The sequence below is a fragment of the Trichococcus sp. K1Tr genome (assembly GCF_028309625.1).
Classification (GTDB): domain Bacteria; phylum Bacillota; class Bacilli; order Lactobacillales; family Aerococcaceae; genus Trichococcus.
Genome location: NZ_JAQMHR010000005.1, coordinates 164,262 through 180,774, shown reverse-complemented (window position 1 = coordinate 180,774; position 16,513 = coordinate 164,262). Strand labels below are relative to the sequence as shown.

Sequence of the window (16,513 nt, the reverse complement as noted above, 5' to 3'; positions counted from 1 at the left end):
TTAACTCAAAGCAGAACTTTACTGAGCAATTCAGTGAGTTACTACTTGACAGTTACAAACATATAATTCTACTAGCATGATAATAGTAGGCCATCCTATTATATCACTTGTTATATAAAACATCATTATATTTCTTTTTATTTTGGTGGAACTTTATTATCTCAAAAAAATCCAAATTGTTTTTATATCTCGATTTCATATCATTTAGGTGCATTTTTCTGAACGCTTGTTTCATACTGAAAAAGTAGGCACAAGGTGATTTTTATTAAATCAGACACATATACTTCGAATATTTTATCTATGGGAAATCATAGAACTGTTAACCTTAAGATTCTCTCACCTTTTCCAATTGTGAAAGGTGAGCTATTAACATACGCATTGTAAATATAATTCATCAATATTTCAAATTTTTATTCAGGAAAACTGTACTGTCTAACCGCATTATTCATCATTATTTCCACAAACTATAAATTTCATTTCGCTTATTAAATGCTTCAGAACCTCCTTCCATTATATCTACAATTCTTTTTTGTATCTCTTTGTTGTCTATACTACCTGTAGAAAGCTCAATTGCGCTCTGATCATACGCAACAGATATAACTTGTTCAGAGTCTCCTAATACCGGAATATTAGCATTATGAGTCGCAAAAAGGAACTGCACATCAGGTTTTCGGAGTTTAATTTCTTTGATTATCTCTTTATATATTACTTGATTGTCTAAATCATCTTCAGGTTGGTCTATCATGATCAGATTATTTTCCTTTTGTGTCAAAATAAACAACACTAAAGCAGACGCCCTTTGACCAATGGAATGTTTGATTATTGGTTTCCCATGATAATTTATCTCAATGAGATTAGGGGTTTTAATTTTAATGTATTCATCATAGCCATTGTGGATTTTTTCTTTAATTTTTGTAAGTTGAGTATCGGTTATTAATTCAGAGATCCCAACTGAATTCTCTAGCATTACATCTATTATTAGTGCAGTAAAATCAGGAAATCTCTCACTAATATTGCTATAAGCTGATTGAGTGATGCCAGAACCTCTAAACATAATGTTCAGTTTATCTAAAAATGCTTTTTTATTACCTTTGAACGATATACTTAATTGAAGAGAATTTTGACTATTATTAATCTTATCAATTTCTTCATTGTATGCATTAAATTCTTTCAATAAGGCATCATTTCGTGTAGAAGAGAGCGCTCTAATTCTAGTAAGAATTTCACCCTTCAATTCTTCTCTTTTAGAAGCATCATCAATTGATTTTGTTAATTTTTCTTCCCGGTCCTTTAACTTACCATAATCATCAGGGTCTAAATTCGGAATATTAATTTCTCTTTTGATTTCAGCAAATTCCTCTTCTAAAGAATCTAATGTTAATTGCAAATTATTCTTGTAAACGATAATTGTATCAGAGTGTTTGGTTATAGATTCTTTCAGCTCTCTTAAATCATTTTTTGTGGCTATAACATCTACAATCTCTTTACTTAATTTTAAAAAAAGTTCAGAAGATTCTACCGATTTAGCTGATTTTAGTCTAGATAATTCTTCTAGCTCCGTTGAATTAATAAGATGATTTATTTTTTCAATATAATCAGAAACTTGTTTTTCGACATTATCGAAATGTTTCATGTTACTTTGATAATTTACCTGCCTAGATAATTTATCTGCTACACCTTTATCCTCAAAAGTATTAATTTTATGTTGTGTATCATTTAAACTTGTTTTCAAATCTGCTACACCATTGATCGAGTCTTCTAAATCAAAAAGACTTTTTATTTCCTTAACTAAATCTTCGTTGATAGTTTTCAAATGTTGTCTAGATTCTAATTTTTTTTGTCCCACTAACTTATCTAATAATTCTAGTTCAAAGCCGTTACCAGTAGAGGATAAATCTTTTTGACCAAAATATAAAGGAGCCTTCAAGATTGTGTCAATTTTAACTCCAATGTCATTGCCTTCTTCATTTAATACATGTGGTGTTTCATTTAAAATCCTCTTGATTGTATAATTATATTGATAATCATCTTGGACCTTCAATATAATTTGTCCACCAGAGCCTAATAGATTCTTAACTACGTCAGTTTTGTATGACTTATCCGACTCTGACACAGGTAAATCTAAAGCATATCTAATCGCTTCTATCACACTTGATTTACCACTACCTCTAATTCCAATAAGACAATTTAATTCGGGAGATAAAAAAATTTTTTGTGAATCCAATTTTCCCCCAATAAATTCTGCTGATTTGATAAAACCGTGACTTACTATTTTCCCTTCTAGAGAAAGTCTATTTCTGAAATCTTTAAAAGACAACAATATTGAGTCAAAACTACCATCGCCAATTTTTATATAGGACCTTTTGCCCTTCCCTATTTGATCTATAGATTTACAATCTGACGCTTCCACATAAGGAATTTCGTAGGTCATCCACTCTTTAACTTTTTTCATTTTATCGCGTGTTCGGCCTTTTTGAAAAGCCAATACTTTACTTTTAAACCATATATTAGAGGAAAGAGAACCTATTAGTCCTCCTTCACATTCTTTAAAAAAACCACTCTTTTGTTCTACATGAGCCATAATAATAAAATAATCTTTATTATAGCTATTTAAGCATTCGATTGCTCCAGCTAAATCTTTATTACACCTGGTATTCTCGTTTTCTCTGTTGTTGATTCCTTTAAAAACTTCATCTAGAAATTGGTTGATTGATTCATTTGTGCCTTTTATCCACTCCTCATCATTAAAAATAATAAGACAATGAATTCCGTTTGACCCTTCTTTTACAGATAATTCAACTCCAGGGAGAATAATGATCCCTTCATTTTTTGCTTTCTTTTTTATTCCTTTATACTCACCCAAATCAAACTTATTGTGGTTAGTTATAACACCTAAACCTATGTTTTGTTCTGTTAGTTTATCAACAAAATCGCTAACAAACCTATCGGGATCACCTGAATATGTAAATTCTTTATCTGCTCTTGTGTGGAGATGATAGTCAGCCCTAATCCATTTAGTACCTTTTTCAAACATATAATTCCTCCTCAGGTTTGATTTATATTATCTTTCCAAGACAATCATAGTTCTTCCCAAATGTTAAATGAAATTCTTGACTCTATGTTTTCATCAGTAGCTTAATTATTATGAGTTCTGAAAGCAATTATTTTAGATTTTATGCTTAAATTAGTCATAATCCTCCAGGAATCGCCCTACTAAACCAATAAATTGTACAGAATCATTTCATCCTCCCATATCAGCGAGGTTATGCCTTAATAACAGCAATCGTAAAACATGAACTATCTTAACTCATCATCCAACGGAACTACTCCTTCGTCCAGCACCTTCCGCCATTCACGTTTCATTTCTGGACCGTATTGAAATTTCTTAGTATTAGGATTAAGTGCCTTGTACTCTTCGAAATTTAGGCTGTCAATGATGCTACCAATATTTGGAATAGGCTCCATACCCACTACGTATTGAACGGCAGATGAGTACAACGGTGTTGCAGAGACAAACCAATTCGTGGCAAAATCTGCAATCGTGTCATTTTTGGCAGTTGTAAAGTAACGTCGTTTTAGCGCAAAAATGTCTTCTTCAGGGTCAACCCTTTTCGAGTCAATGTCATTCAAAATCGCACGGTATACTTCTCGGACAACCTCGGATTTGTTCAACTTCTGCATGGCTTTCTCTATATCATCCCGTACGTTTTTATTGTGCGCGGAATAGGTATTCAAAAGCTGATCGATATAAGTTGAATCGATATCATAGAGTTTGATTGGGTTATCTGAATAGAATTCGATTTCTGATAAACCAGTTGGAGTAATTGGGTCAATAGGTCCTGGGTCAACAAGGGATCCTTTTATCGTATGGTAAAGTCCCAGGTTCTCTTCCAAGATCATCACTTGTTCTTTTAAGGTTTTAGACTTTTCCATATCGTCATTGTAATCATCGTATGTCACAAGGGCTTCGAATGAATTATTCAGTTCCTGGAAGGCTTTGATGAACTCAATTCTTTGTTCTACTGGTGACTCAACCCTAATATCCGGGTGTTCTGAAATGAAGCCAGTGAGTCGTTTGTGTCCCTTGTTGAATTTTTTTCTGGATTTTTCGTAGGTCGGATAAATAAGATCCGTTTCTTCCTTCGCTTCCGAATATAGCCTGGTTGCTTCAGCGACATTTTTCTCCATCGTGTGCGGTTTTCGAAACGAAACGATCAATCCTTTTGTTTTATTAGGGTATGTTCGATTGGTACGGGAAAAGGCCTGAATCAAATTGGCATAGCTTAGGTTGCGGTCGACAAATAAAGTCTGGATGGTTGGTGCATCGAAACCAGTCAATAACCTATCCACGACAATGACCAAGTCAACCTGTTTACCGAACTCTTTGAATTCCGCCCTTTTGCGAGCAAGGCGATTGTTAATGTCTCCGTTGTATCGGTCGATATCATCGATTGCCCAAGCTGATTTGTAGTATTGGTTGTAGTCCTTGATGATTTTCTTCATTTCTTTTTGATTTTCGGCTGAGTCTACTTCATTTTCTTGCAACGAATACGTGATTGCGATTCTTGGGAAATCAGGATCCTCAATAGTACGACCGGTGCGGATTGGATGATCGGCGAATTCCCGCTGAATCCAATTGGGCTCTTTTGTCATTGCCTTAATGGCATGGTAATATTTTTTTGCCATATCAATCGAACTAGTCGTCAAAATAGCTGACTTTTGCGGACGGCCATTTTGGAAGTCGAATTTAACATAAGCATTATCGGGACGGAATATCTTGTGCAGCACTTTTTGGATATGCTCATCCCGTTCATAAACAGATGCTTCCAAATAGTCTTCTTTCTCAACCGCTGGCATCTGATCGATCACATCATTGATCCCGTCAACACTGTAACTGGCATATTTCTCATTCACCTTGAGCTGATTGAAAATATGATTGTTCAATGTTGTTTGCTGGATCGTATCCTCATGCTCAACTTGGAATCCAAGAACAGCGTTGTCATCTAACGCATTTTTGATCGTATAGGTATGCAGTTGCTCTCCGTATTGGTCATGAGTCGTCCGGGCTAGCTGACCCTTGGCTTGCTTTTTGTTTTCTTCAAAAATCGGCGTTCCCGTGAAACCGAACCAGGTCGAATTCGGGAAAAACTTTTTGATTTCATCCATCCCTTCAGCACTCAACGCACGATGACATTCATCCACGACGAAAACAATGTGCTGTCCCAATAACTTCTTGAATCGTTCCACGTTTTTATTTTCTTTTTGTTTCTGAGCGTGACGCAAAGCCGACTCCAGTTTTTGACGGGTCGTGATGATCACCGTGTTGTTATTGGTGTCAGACAACAGCGTCTTACTGAGTTCCTTTGAGCTTCCAGTCCCAACGATCAGGCTATTTGCCCGCACATTTCCAGAAGATATCCCCGTATTGAATTCGGAAGCAAATTTTGTAAACTCACTGGTTGTTTGATTGTCCAAGTCCTTGCGGTCTATCAGCATGATCGTCCGATCAACACCCGGCTTGCGTGCCAGCAATTTTGTAGACACGAAGCTGGTCAGTGTTTTACCAGAGCCCGTCGCATGCCAAATAAATCCGGATTTATGTTTCATTGCAGATGTAAACAATGCCTCAATAGCATGGATTTGATAAGGATGCAGCACCATTAACACCTTGTTATCATTGTCTTCGCTGACAATTGTATAATGCGCAATCAAGCGATGCGCATCCGGAATATTGAGTACTTGCTTCACAAACTCATATATATTTTCAACTTTTCGGTTATCGGTCGTTCTCCAGCTGAACAGGAATTTTCGATCCATATTTTTTGGTAGCGCATTCGCAAAATAGCGGGTCGTGTGTTCATTTGAAATCACAAACAGCTGCAGCGTTGAAAAGATATTATTCCGAAACATGCCTTCTTCGGCATATTTTTTAATTTGATTGAATGCCTGATAATAGCCATCTTTCGCGCCTGCTTGTTTCAATTCGATTTGAACAATCGGCAGGCCGTTGATCAATAAGGTCACATCAAATCTACGTTCCCTATCATCGATATCCGCCTTGCGTTTAGCAATTTGATTAACCACCTCATAAGTGGAAATCCCCCCGCCGATGTCCTGGTTTGAATAGAGAATCAATGACATCGAGCCCAAAGCTACTTCTTCACGATCGATGGTAATGCGCGCAATGCCATTTTCGCCCTTCAACCACTTTGCGGCATGGAATGGCGTCTTTGTGTGCAACAATAGCTCTATTTTTATCGAATCAAATTCTTTATCCGTGATCGGATTCTCGCCGATTTCGGATAAGTTATTTTGGGTAATTTTTCTGCGTAAATTCTGCCATAAATCCTCTTCTGATTTTAGGTCCTTGCGATAGTTCCACTGATTATGTCCCTCACCCAGAACCTGAATCAGATTTTCTTCAATTGTTGCCTCATCGTTTCTCGGAATTTTGCACATAAGCTTCCCACCTAAACTATATACTTAATTCCCCCACAAATTATCTATTAAATTATATCACGATTGTTTCATTTAATGTGGTATTTCTGAGCATTGGACGTTAAGAGCTTGGGAACAGCGTAAGTTAGGTGAAATATCGGATATAGTTGGTGGCGGAACCCCAAGTACGAGCACTGACGATTATTGGAATGGGAATATCGACTGGTATTCCCCTGCTGAAATTGGAAACCAAATCTTTGTAAAGGGTAGTCAAAAGAGAATTACAAAGGCTGGCTTACAAAAAAGTTCTGCTAAAATTTTGCCGGTTGGAACAGTTTTATTTACTTCTCGTGCTGGAATTGGAAAGACTGCAATCCTAGCTAAAGAAGGAGCAACAAATCAAGGCTTTCAATCGATTGTTCCTCATGAAAATGAACTGGATTCTTATTTCATTTATTCAAGAACCCATGAATTGAAACAGTATGGAGAAACAATTGGAGCTGGCTCAACTTTTATAGAAGTGTCAGGTAAGCAAATGGCAAAAATGCCTATGCTTATGCCTAGATTACAAGAACAAATCCAAATCGGTACGTTTTTCAAAAAACTTGATGATACTTTCGCTCTTCATCAGCGAAAACTTGATTTATTAAATCAGCTGAAACAAACGTTTCTACAAGTGATGTTTCCTCACAATGGGTGGAATATTCCAACCCTAAGATTTGATGGTTTTTCCGAACCCTGGGAACCGCGTAAGTTAATTGAGATGGCAAATTTTAGAAGAGGTTCATTTCCTCAACCGTATGGTGAAAAGAAATGGTACGATGAAACAAACGGAATGCCGTTTGTCCAGGTTGTTGACGTTGGGAATAACTTAAGACTAGTTAATAACACAAAGCAGAAAATTAGTAAATTGGCTCAACCAAAAAGTGTATTTGTAGAAGCTGGGAAAGTGGTTGTAACATTACAAGGTAGTATTGGCCGAGTAGCGATAACTCAATATCCTTCATATGTGGACAGAACACTTTTGATATTTGAGAGCTATAAGCAACCAATAGATGAATACTATTTTGCATATGTAATTCAACAATTATTTGAAATTGAAAAAAGAACGGCTCCAGGCGGTACTATAAAAACTATCACTAAGGAAGTATTAAGTGATTTCTTAATTCATATTCCTGAATTTGATGAACAGAAATCATTAGGTAACTACTTTAGAAAGCTAGACGATACTATCGATCTTCATCAACAAAAGATTGATAACATTCAATCTTTAAAAAGCACTTTACTAAATAAAATGTTCATTTAAAAAGGCACACGAGGTGCCTTTTTAAATTGGCTTACAACAGCAGAGCCAAATGCTTCATGATCTTCTCATTATCTTGATTTTCAAGTTCTTGAATGATATGGAGATACGTTTCTTGGGTTGTGGTCATACTTGAATGCCCTAGTCTAGTGGCAACGCTCGCAATTGACACGCCTGCAAACAATAATAATGAAGCATGTGTATGTCTGAGACTGTGAATTGTGATGATAGGGATGTTCGCATTTGTGCAGAGTGTTTTCAGGCGATAGTTGATTGTAGAATTAAAAACTCTGTTCTTTACGAAAATTGGCTTATCAGCATCCAGATGTTTAATAAGCTGGGAGAATTGCATGGCTGTCTGCCAATCAATTTGGAGTGTTCGTTTCGAAGACTCATTCTTCGTAGGTTGGAAATCTCCTTTGGTTCCTTTGTAGTTCCAAGTTTTAGTGATACTTAGCTTCTGCTTGGAAAAGTCGAAATCATTTGGAGTAAGAGCTAATGCCTCTGAAAAGCGAAGCCCTGTTTTTGCAACTAACAAGATAAACCAGTCCCAATTTATTTCCTGTGTCAAATCTAATTGTCTTAACAGTGCCTGAATTTCAAACTGATTTAAAAATTTCGTTCGCTTCTCTTTGGGCTGCTTACCTTTAATGATAATTTTTCGCGTTGGATTCGTATCAATCAAGCCCTCATCAACAGCATCAAGTATGGCTCCTTTTAACTGATGATGAAAATCCATTGTAGTTTGTTTCTCATGTGTAAGAGCATAATCATTTAGTAACTGTTGGTACCTCCTTCTATCCATCTCTCCAATTTTCAAACTCGGCGCCAGTTCATAAACCCTTTGCAAAGACATATTATACTTGTTCAATGTAACGGACCGAACTGCACCAACCTTGTATAACTCAATCCATTCCTCAAAGTACTCGTAAAACAACTGATTTGATTTTCTCTTTCTAACCAAAATAAAAACCTCCTGATAATATATTTGATGAACATGTCATCACTTTATTATCAGGAGGTTTTCTTGTTACTGCAAAAAATTGGCTAGATGAACATCTTTCCTAACAGCACGAACTTCAATTCTAATAAGTTTTCGAGCTTGCCTTGCTGAAGACCGATATTATTATCTAGCTGCTTAAAGAAAAATCCGATTTTAGTTTGCTCCTCCAACGGAGGAGTTAAGATGGGCATTTTGACCATTTGCTTACCTGACACTTCTATAAAAGTTGAGCCAGCTCCAATTGTTTCTCCATACTGTTTCAATTCATGGGTTCTTGAATAAATGAAATAAGAATCCAGTTCATTTTCATGAGGAACAATCGATTGAAAGCCTTGATTTGTTGCTCCTTCTTTAGCTAGGATTGCAGTCTTTCCAATTCCAGCACGAGAAGTAAATAAAACTGTTCCAACCGGCAAAATTTTAGCAGAACTTTTTTGTAAGCCAGCCTTTGTAATTCTCTTTTGACTACCCTTTACAAAGATTTGGTTTCCAATTTCAGCAGGGGAATACCAGTTGATATTCCCATTCCAATAATCGTCAGTGCTCGTACTTGGGGTTCCACCACCAACTACATAAGCAAGTTCACCTAACTTATGCTGTTCCCATGGTTCGGAAAAACCTGCAAATCTTAGGGTTGGAACATTCCCCTCATTTTTTGGAAACATCACTTGTAGAAACGTTTGTTTCAGCTGATTTAATAAATCAAGTTTTCGCTGATGAAGAGCGATAGTGTCATCTAATCTTTCAAAGAATGAACCCACTTTTTCCTGTTCATCTGAATTTGGAACTAAAATCGGGGTTTCTCTTATAGTTTTTAAACCTAAGTTTTTTATCGTAGTTCCTGTTAAATTATTCAAAAAATAATTCTTAATTTTGTGTGTTTGAAGTAGTTGATATATGAATTTTTTGTGGAAAGATTTAACTTCAATAAAGGCAGCACTCTTACCCAACATGAGTTTTTCACCTTTATACCAAGCAAGATTTCCAATTGTTCCATTTATTGACATTAGTATTGTATTCTCATTCAATTCTGCATCAGCTTTAGATTGCTGTTTACTTGTAACAAATTTAGTTTGATCATTAATTACTATTTTTCCGTTTACTAAGTTATTTCCATTGATGAAAGCAACTTCTCCATTTTCTGTGTATTCAGGAGTACCGTGAAGTCCATCACCAATTTTTGAAGTTCCATCCTCAAACTTACGCTGTTCCCAATCATCAACAAAGTCTTTAAAGCGCAATTCCGGCACTCTTTTTTCCGGTTCAGTCATCACCGAAACACCGCCTTCGTAGCTTCGATAATATCGCGCGTTTCATCAGTAACCGCTAATTCATCGAGCATCGAAAGGAAATCATTTTCGGCTTCTTTGATTTGCTGATTGAGAGCCACTAGCTCATTGCTTAGGTCAACAATGTCGATTTCTTCCTGCTCTTCAAAGGTATCCACGTAGCGAGGAATGTTCAAGTTGAAGTCGTTCTCTTTGATTTCATCGAAGCTAGCAACGTACGCGTACTTCTCAACGTCTTCTCTATTTTTATAGGTTTCGACAACTTTATCAATGTTCTCTATCGATAGCTTATTCTGGTTCTTACCTTTAAGAAAATCCTTGCTTGCATCAATAAACAGAACGTCGCGTGTTGTACGGTTTTTCTTCAGAATAATGACTGTAGTAGGAATTGAAGTTCCAAAGAACAGATTTACTGGCATCCCAATTACTGTATCGATGCTGCCATCTTCTAGCAGTTTCTTACGGATGACACCCTCTGCTGCTCCGCGGAACAGAACGCCATGAGGCAATACAATGGCCATAGTTCCGGAATCTTTCAAGTGGTAAAAGCCGTGCAACAAGAACGCAAAGTCAGCTTTCGATTTTGGTGCTAGTTTTCCGTATTTATTGAAGCGTGAATCATCCAAGAAAGTATCATCAGCAGACCATTTGGCTGAATAAGGCGGATTCATTACAACCGAATCGAAAGTGTACGGTTCATCTGTAGGCCAGTCTTTGTTCAACGTATCGCCGTTTCGCAAACGGATATCTTCATTGTCGACGCCATGCAAAATGAGGTTCATTTTTGCCAAATTGAAGGTAGTAGTATTCAACTCCTGACCATGATATTTCACGCTTTCAGGATAGTTTAAGTAGTTGCGTATATTCAGCATCAACGAACCCGATCCCATAGTCGGATCAAATACGCTGAATAGTTGTTTGTCTTCCTGCCCGATGGCTGCGATGCGCGCCATCATGTCGGATACTTCGTGTGGTGTATAGAACTCGCCTGCCTTTTTTCCTGCTTCAGAGGCAAATTGGCTGATCAGGAATTCATAAGCATCCCCGATAACATCTCCATTATGACCAAGCACATCGACATCATTCAGTTTTTTTAGTACTTCAGAAATTGTAATGTTCCGTTGCTGATCATCTGCTCCAAGCTTTTTGGATTTCAGATCTACGTCATCGAACAAACCATTGAACTGGCTGTATTTTGTCGAAAGATCAATGAATGCTTTATTCAAATCATTCAATTGGAAAATGTTCTGTTTCGCTTCGCTCGTCAAAACATTGAATAGGAAGTCAGGTTCGATATCATAACCTAGAGTGTCCACTAAGGTTTCAATCAGATCGCTCTTCGAATCTTCGTCTACCAATAAGTCACGATATAATTGCGTTTGCTTTTCTGGCGTGTTGTATTCCGTCAGAGATTCGTCAGCTAACTCTACAACCTTTTCTAAAAGTTTATCTGAGAGATATTTGTAGAAAATTAACCCTAGTAAATAATTTTTATATTCAGACGCATCCATCTTACTGCGCAAATTGTCAGCAGCACTAAATAATTTTGAATTTAACTCGGCACCCATATGATAACTCCTCTTTGAACGTACTTTGTAACATGGAAAAAACGCCTAATATACGATACTATAGCTCCGTATAGTCCTATAACAAGGCATTTCATAACTGTATTTTAGTCATCCCATATTATTTATTATTTTTGAAATACCTTTAATGATACCACTAACTTACGATGTATGTAAGCGAACATTAGAACAAATCGCTTTAATAGATTAAAAACTTTTTTTCATATTCTGCAGAATGATATTATTCCCTACTTGATTGCATCAAACTTTACTTTGTACGTCAATGTGATTACAATGAGGTAAAAGGAGGTCATTATTATGGGAACAAACTCTCCAAATGTTAAAGATGACTACATCCGTGTAAGAACCAATCGGGAATTAAAGAAAAAAGCGACTGAAATTGTTGAAGGTATGCAATTGGATTTAAGCACTGTCATTAATATGACTCTTGATCAGATAATCAGACATAACGGGCTGCCCTTCGAAGTTACTAATGACGACCAGAAAACAATCCAACTAAGAAAACTTCAGGCTGAACTCGCCAAAGGGACGGACGCTGCTAAGCAGGGCAAAACAAAAGGGATCGACGAAGTAAGAGCTTTGTTCACCAGTTCGAATAAGGGCTGATTATGAAAAAATATTCAATTGAATTTTCAGAAGTAGCTATAGAAGATTTACAATCAATCAGCGCATATGTGGGGGAGTATTTTATAGAAAAAGCTCGAACAGATGCATATGTTCTTTCCATCATTGATCGAATTGAATTATTAAAAAGTGTTCCAAATATGGGCGTTCTTGCAAATGATAAATTAGGTGTTCCTGTATCGACCGAAATCGGCTATCGATTGCTATTTGTAGATCCTTACGTAGCGGTTTACTATGTTGAAGATGAGAATAAGCTAATCACTATCGTAAGGATATTTCATCAGAAGCAAGATTTCTCCTCTTTATTCTAGAGCAGTGGACCTTAAGAATTAGCAAGCATCTCTGTGCTCATTGTTTAGTGTGATTTTGAAGGAGGTTAATTTGGAGGTTCGATGAATGTACGAAAAATAAGCACAAACGTTTTATGATAAGCGTTTGTGCTTATTTTTGATTCACTTTCTGAATCAATTTCATTTATCCAAAACACTTTGCCAACGCCTTATAAAAACCATTCTCATCATTCGTATCCGTTACATAATCAGCTGCTTGTTTTACCTCATCAGGAGCATTTCCCATTGCGATTCCTTTACCTGAGTGTATGATCATCGGCATATCGTTGAAATTGTCACCGATTGCTAAAGTGCTTTCCAATTCAACGCCATATTTTTCACATAAAAAGTGAAGTGCCCCCAGCTTTGATACCTGATTATTGACGATTTCCATATAGGTGTCTTTTGATCGGTAGTAGGAAATGTTTGATAAGTTTGCCTCTGCCAGCTCATCCTCCAGTTTTTGAATATCATCCGGATTTCCCATACACAGGATTTTGTGGACAGGAAATTGCTCGTTCAGAAAATCTTCCATTGCGATGGATTCTGGATCCATTTTTGTGATTGCCGCTTCTTGCTCTACCCATTCATCTTCTCGTTCAACGTACCACCGCTCGCCGGAATAGATATTAAAGCTTATTTCCGGAAACTTTGTGGATACTGCTTGATAGAGTTGTAATGTGTCCAATCGGTCTAAAGTCAGACTATACAGATCATCAAATGACCCTTCTTTATATTGTGTGATCAGTGCTCCGTTAAAGCAAACTAACGGTGACGACAACTGAACTTCATCGGCAATCGAAACCATTGCTCCTGGCGGTCTAGCGGATGCCAGAATGATTTTGGTGCCTTGCTTAACCAAGTCTTGAATGATTTGGCTTGCTTCGGCTGTAACTTCATGGTTCGAATTTAACAACGTGCCATCTATATCGCTGAATACCATCTCAATCTTTGTCATACCGTTTCCTCCTCAAAGATGATCTCTGTTTCATCTTCGAAATAAGCCTGCTGTTTTGGTGTCAGAACTTTATCTGTAATGAAGCAAGCGATGTCCTTGTAATTTGCGCCTTTGTACTGCGCTGCTTTGCTGAATTTCTGATTTTCAGCCACCAAAACCACTTGGCGGCTTTGTTTTACCACTTTTTGCTTGATCAAGGCATTGTTCGCTTCTTTGAAAAAGATACCCTCTTTCTCCAAACTTGCCGCTCCGATAAAACAAATATCAAATTTTATCGCATCGATTTCTTCCAAACTCCGGACCGAAAAGAAAAACCTGTCCTCATGATTGAACTCCCCACCCAAAAGATGAACCTTTATTTTTGGATTCATTCCCAATACAAAGGCATTGTCCAGGGAATGAGTATAAACCGTACACTTTTTGTTTAATTTCTGCGCTGCCAAGAATAACGTAGTCGACACATCCAAAAATAACGTGCTATTCTCGGCTATTTCTTCCAAAACTCTATCAGCCATTTTTTCTTTTTCAGGTTTATGTATGCCTGTCCGCTCTCCAAAACTGAGTATCTTCGGGCTCTCTTCAGATAACATAATGCCACCATGCGTACGAACAGCATTTCCGGTTTTTAGAAATTCCAGGATATCCCGGCGAGCAGTATCCGACGAAATATCGAATGCTTCCATTATTTCTTTTTTGGAAAGTCTTTTTCTCTCATCCAACAGCTGTTGGATCTGCTGGATGCGCTCTTCTTGGTACATCATCCCACCACCTTTAATTTAATTATATAAGCATTCATAAGTAAATTCAAGTTTATTTAAGCATTTGTTTGAATTGGGTAAAAAAAATAAGCACAAACGTTTTTTAGGCGTTTGTGCTGGTTTATCCTATAATCATAATTTATTTTATGAAGCTCTTTATTTGTCTAACCCTACTTGTTTCCGTTGTCTTCTGTTGGATTCATCCGCAACATATTTCAAAACAGTATGAAACTCCTTGCGCGTTGCTTTTTCAGAAAAAGTAGCATAGTCCCGGTCATATTTATCCAGAATTTTTTGGGCCGTTTCTTTATCAATCATCTCATCACCCACTTAGTCAATTGGTTACACTTTACATATTATCACACCTTAATCATAAGATAAAAACCAACACAAATGTTTTTAGGCGTTTGTGCTGGTTTATTTTTAGATATTCAAATTAAGATTTTATTTTTGAACGAAACGCTACTGCCAACCATAATTTTGTCTTCAAGCCCGCGGATCAGGCGGCCTTCTTTGTCGTAGACATGGCTTCTGGCTTTATTGATGTCGGCCATCGCCAGGATTAGTCTGTCGCGAATTGGTTCGGGCAATTCGTCGAACAGGAACGATTCTTTGTTGAGATTGTATTTCCCTCGCAGCGATTCCACTTCTCCGGCTTTCTTCAGTCGGTACGTTCGTTTGGGCAAGGCGCCTTCGATTGTGCGTTTCTCGATCCGATAGACATAGTTTTTGTCGTCGTAGACGATTTCGAGAGCGCCGCTGTTGGTTCGGTTATACTGCACATGCTTGTGATTTTCCTTATGCAGTTCCCACCAGGCTTTGATCCCCGCAATCGCCTCTTCCTCAGTTTTATAGCTGCCGTGTTCCTTCCGAATGTTGCCGATACGATTCTGCCAATAGTTGGTATACACTGTTTGACTCATACAATCCGCCCTTTCGTTGATGGTGTAATCGCTATCATTGTATGACTAATCCGGAAAATTTGCAAGGGATGAAGCTTATTCCCAAAAAGATACACCAAAAGAAAAAAAAATAAAAAAATAGAAATTTACATTTGACTTGGAGTGCACTCCAAGGTTTAAAGTAGACTTATCAAATAAAGTGATGGAGGAAAATACTATGGAACAAACGTATATCACATTGAACGATGGAAACAAAATCCCACAATTCGGGCTGGGTGTCTTCCAGATTCCTGGGGACGAGAAGACCAAAGAAGCTTGTTTGGAAGCCTTCAAATTAAGCTATCGCCACATCGATACCGCGCATGCCTATCAAAATGAGCGCGGTGTCGGGCAAGCAGTAAAAGAAAGCGGCATTCCGAGAGAGGAAATCTGGATCACGACGAAACTTTGGCCAAGCGAATACGGCGAAGGCAAAACAGCAAAAGCCATCGATAAAATGCTGGAGCGTCTGCAGACGGATTACATCGACCTCTTGCTGCTGCATCAACAATTCGGGGATTACCTGGGCGCTTGGAAAGATATGGAAAAAGCTGTCGCTGAAGGCAAAGTGAAGAGCATCGGCTTGAGCAATTTCGAATCCGAACGTTTGGAAGAAGTACTCACTGCCGCAACAATCAATCCATCTGTTTTGCAAGTCGAATGCCACCCTTACTATCAACAAAATGATCTGAAGAAACGGATCGCCCCTTATAACACAGTCATCGAAAGCTGGTATCCGCTGGGACATGGCGATGCAGCCTTGATCGAGGAGCCCGTATTCACCAAGTTGGCAGAAAAATACGGAAAAACGAATGCCCAGATCATCCTGCGTTGGCACATCCAGGAAGGCATCATTGTTTTCCCTAAATCATCAAATCCGGTGCACATCAAAGAGAACATCGACATCTTCGATTTCGAATTGACTGAGGAAGAAATGAACGAAATCCGCCAACTGGACAAAGGATTCCGTTACTACACACGGACGCTTGCGGAACAGGAAGAAGCGCTGAGCCAATTCGTGCCGGCTGATTAAGAGAAAAAGTACCAGATAATGTTAAGGAGAACCTCACAAGAAATGCTATTAAGCATGCATTTCTTGTTGAGGTTCTCTTTTTGGCAGATTCGGACCGTATGAGCAGGCGCTAATACATTACGAGTCGCTACCATTCCTCTCGATTGGAATCCTCATTAGCCAGCTTGCTCATTGATGAAAAATCGGCAACCGTGATTTAGCGATACTTCTTCACCCTCTGTATCTATTCGAAGTGAACTTCGTATGTTTAT

The 16,513-nt window shown here is 37.8% G+C and carries 13 protein-coding genes; 4 read left to right on the top strand and 9 right to left on the bottom strand.

The genetic code is table 11. From position 1 onward, the window contains the following. Positions 1-451 precede the first annotated feature (451 nt). Together PH235_RS10130 and PH235_RS10125 are read right to left on the bottom strand one after the other, a co-directional pair. The gene (locus PH235_RS10130; RefSeq protein WP_272162216.1) at positions 452-3,034 is read right to left on the bottom strand and encodes a TrlF family AAA-like ATPase; all 2,583 of its coding nucleotides are present in this window, start codon (positions 3,032-3,034) and stop codon (positions 452-454) included. A 263-nt stretch (positions 3,035-3,297) separates the two neighbouring features. Continuing rightward, positions 3,298-6,459 (bottom strand): type I restriction endonuclease subunit R, encoded by a 3,162-nt coding sequence (locus PH235_RS10125; RefSeq protein WP_272162215.1) that lies wholly within the window; start codon positions 6,457-6,459, stop codon positions 3,298-3,300. Positions 6,460-6,541: 82 nt separating this feature from the next. Between PH235_RS10125 and PH235_RS10120 the strand changes: the two genes are divergently transcribed. Beyond that, positions 6,542-7,744 (top strand): restriction endonuclease subunit S, encoded by a 1,203-nt coding sequence (locus tag PH235_RS10120; RefSeq protein WP_272162245.1) that lies wholly within the window; start codon positions 6,542-6,544, stop codon positions 7,742-7,744. A gap of 31 nt (positions 7,745-7,775) precedes the next feature. On the opposite strand, the gene PH235_RS10115 is transcribed toward PH235_RS10120, so the two are convergent. From PH235_RS10115 to PH235_RS10105, 3 genes are all read right to left on the bottom strand, one after another. Then, the gene (locus tag PH235_RS10115; protein WP_272162214.1) at positions 7,776-8,705 is read right to left on the bottom strand and encodes a site-specific integrase; all 930 of its coding nucleotides are present in this window, start codon (positions 8,703-8,705) and stop codon (positions 7,776-7,778) included. An 83-nt stretch (positions 8,706-8,788) separates the two neighbouring features. Further along, a complete protein-coding gene (locus PH235_RS10110; protein ID WP_272162213.1) occupies positions 8,789-10,015 on the bottom strand; it encodes a restriction endonuclease subunit S in 1,227 nt (408 codons plus the stop codon). After that, on the bottom strand, positions 10,015-11,601 hold the full coding sequence (locus PH235_RS10105) for a type I restriction-modification system subunit M (RefSeq protein WP_272162212.1): 1,587 nt from the start codon (positions 11,599-11,601) through the stop codon (positions 10,015-10,017). Before PH235_RS10105 ends, PH235_RS10110 begins: the two co-directional genes overlap by 1 nt. Before the next feature lie 315 nt (positions 11,602-11,916). Between PH235_RS10105 and PH235_RS10100 the strand changes: the two genes are divergently transcribed. Together PH235_RS10100 and PH235_RS10095 are read left to right on the top strand one after the other, a co-directional pair. Then, positions 11,917-12,225, top strand: coding sequence for a type II toxin-antitoxin system RelB/DinJ family antitoxin (locus PH235_RS10100; RefSeq protein ID WP_272162211.1), 309 nt, complete (start codon positions 11,917-11,919; stop codon positions 12,223-12,225). A gap of 2 nt (positions 12,226-12,227) precedes the next feature. Then, positions 12,228-12,554: a type II toxin-antitoxin system RelE/ParE family toxin gene (locus PH235_RS10095; RefSeq protein WP_272162210.1), complete on the top strand. Its 327-nt coding sequence runs from the start codon at positions 12,228-12,230 to the stop codon at positions 12,552-12,554. Positions 12,555-12,717: 163 nt separating this feature from the next. On the opposite strand, the gene PH235_RS10090 is transcribed toward PH235_RS10095, so the two are convergent. From PH235_RS10090 to PH235_RS10075, 4 genes are all read right to left on the bottom strand, one after another. After that, entirely contained in the window at positions 12,718-13,530 is an 813-nt protein-coding gene (locus PH235_RS10090) for a Cof-type HAD-IIB family hydrolase (RefSeq protein WP_272162209.1), read from the bottom strand. Further along, complete coding sequence (locus PH235_RS10085; RefSeq protein ID WP_272162208.1) at positions 13,527-14,288, bottom strand: DeoR/GlpR family DNA-binding transcription regulator; 762 nt, start codon at positions 14,286-14,288, stop codon at positions 13,527-13,529. The genes PH235_RS10090 and PH235_RS10085 overlap by 4 nt, the downstream gene beginning before the upstream one ends. A 156-nt stretch (positions 14,289-14,444) precedes the next feature. Continuing rightward, complete coding sequence (locus tag PH235_RS10080; RefSeq protein ID WP_086988780.1) at positions 14,445-14,606, bottom strand: hypothetical protein; 162 nt, start codon at positions 14,604-14,606, stop codon at positions 14,445-14,447. Positions 14,607-14,719: 113 nt separating this feature from the next. After that, positions 14,720-15,211 carry a hypothetical protein gene (locus PH235_RS10075; protein WP_272162207.1) on the bottom strand — a complete coding sequence of 164 codons (492 nt, stop codon included), beginning with the start codon at positions 15,209-15,211 and terminating at the stop codon, positions 14,720-14,722. Between the two features lie 196 nt (positions 15,212-15,407). Between PH235_RS10075 and PH235_RS10070 the strand changes: the two genes are divergently transcribed. Beyond that, positions 15,408-16,262, top strand: a complete 855-nt coding sequence (locus PH235_RS10070) for an aldo/keto reductase (RefSeq protein WP_272162206.1) — start codon at positions 15,408-15,410, stop codon at positions 16,260-16,262. Positions 16,263-16,513 lie beyond the last annotated feature (251 nt).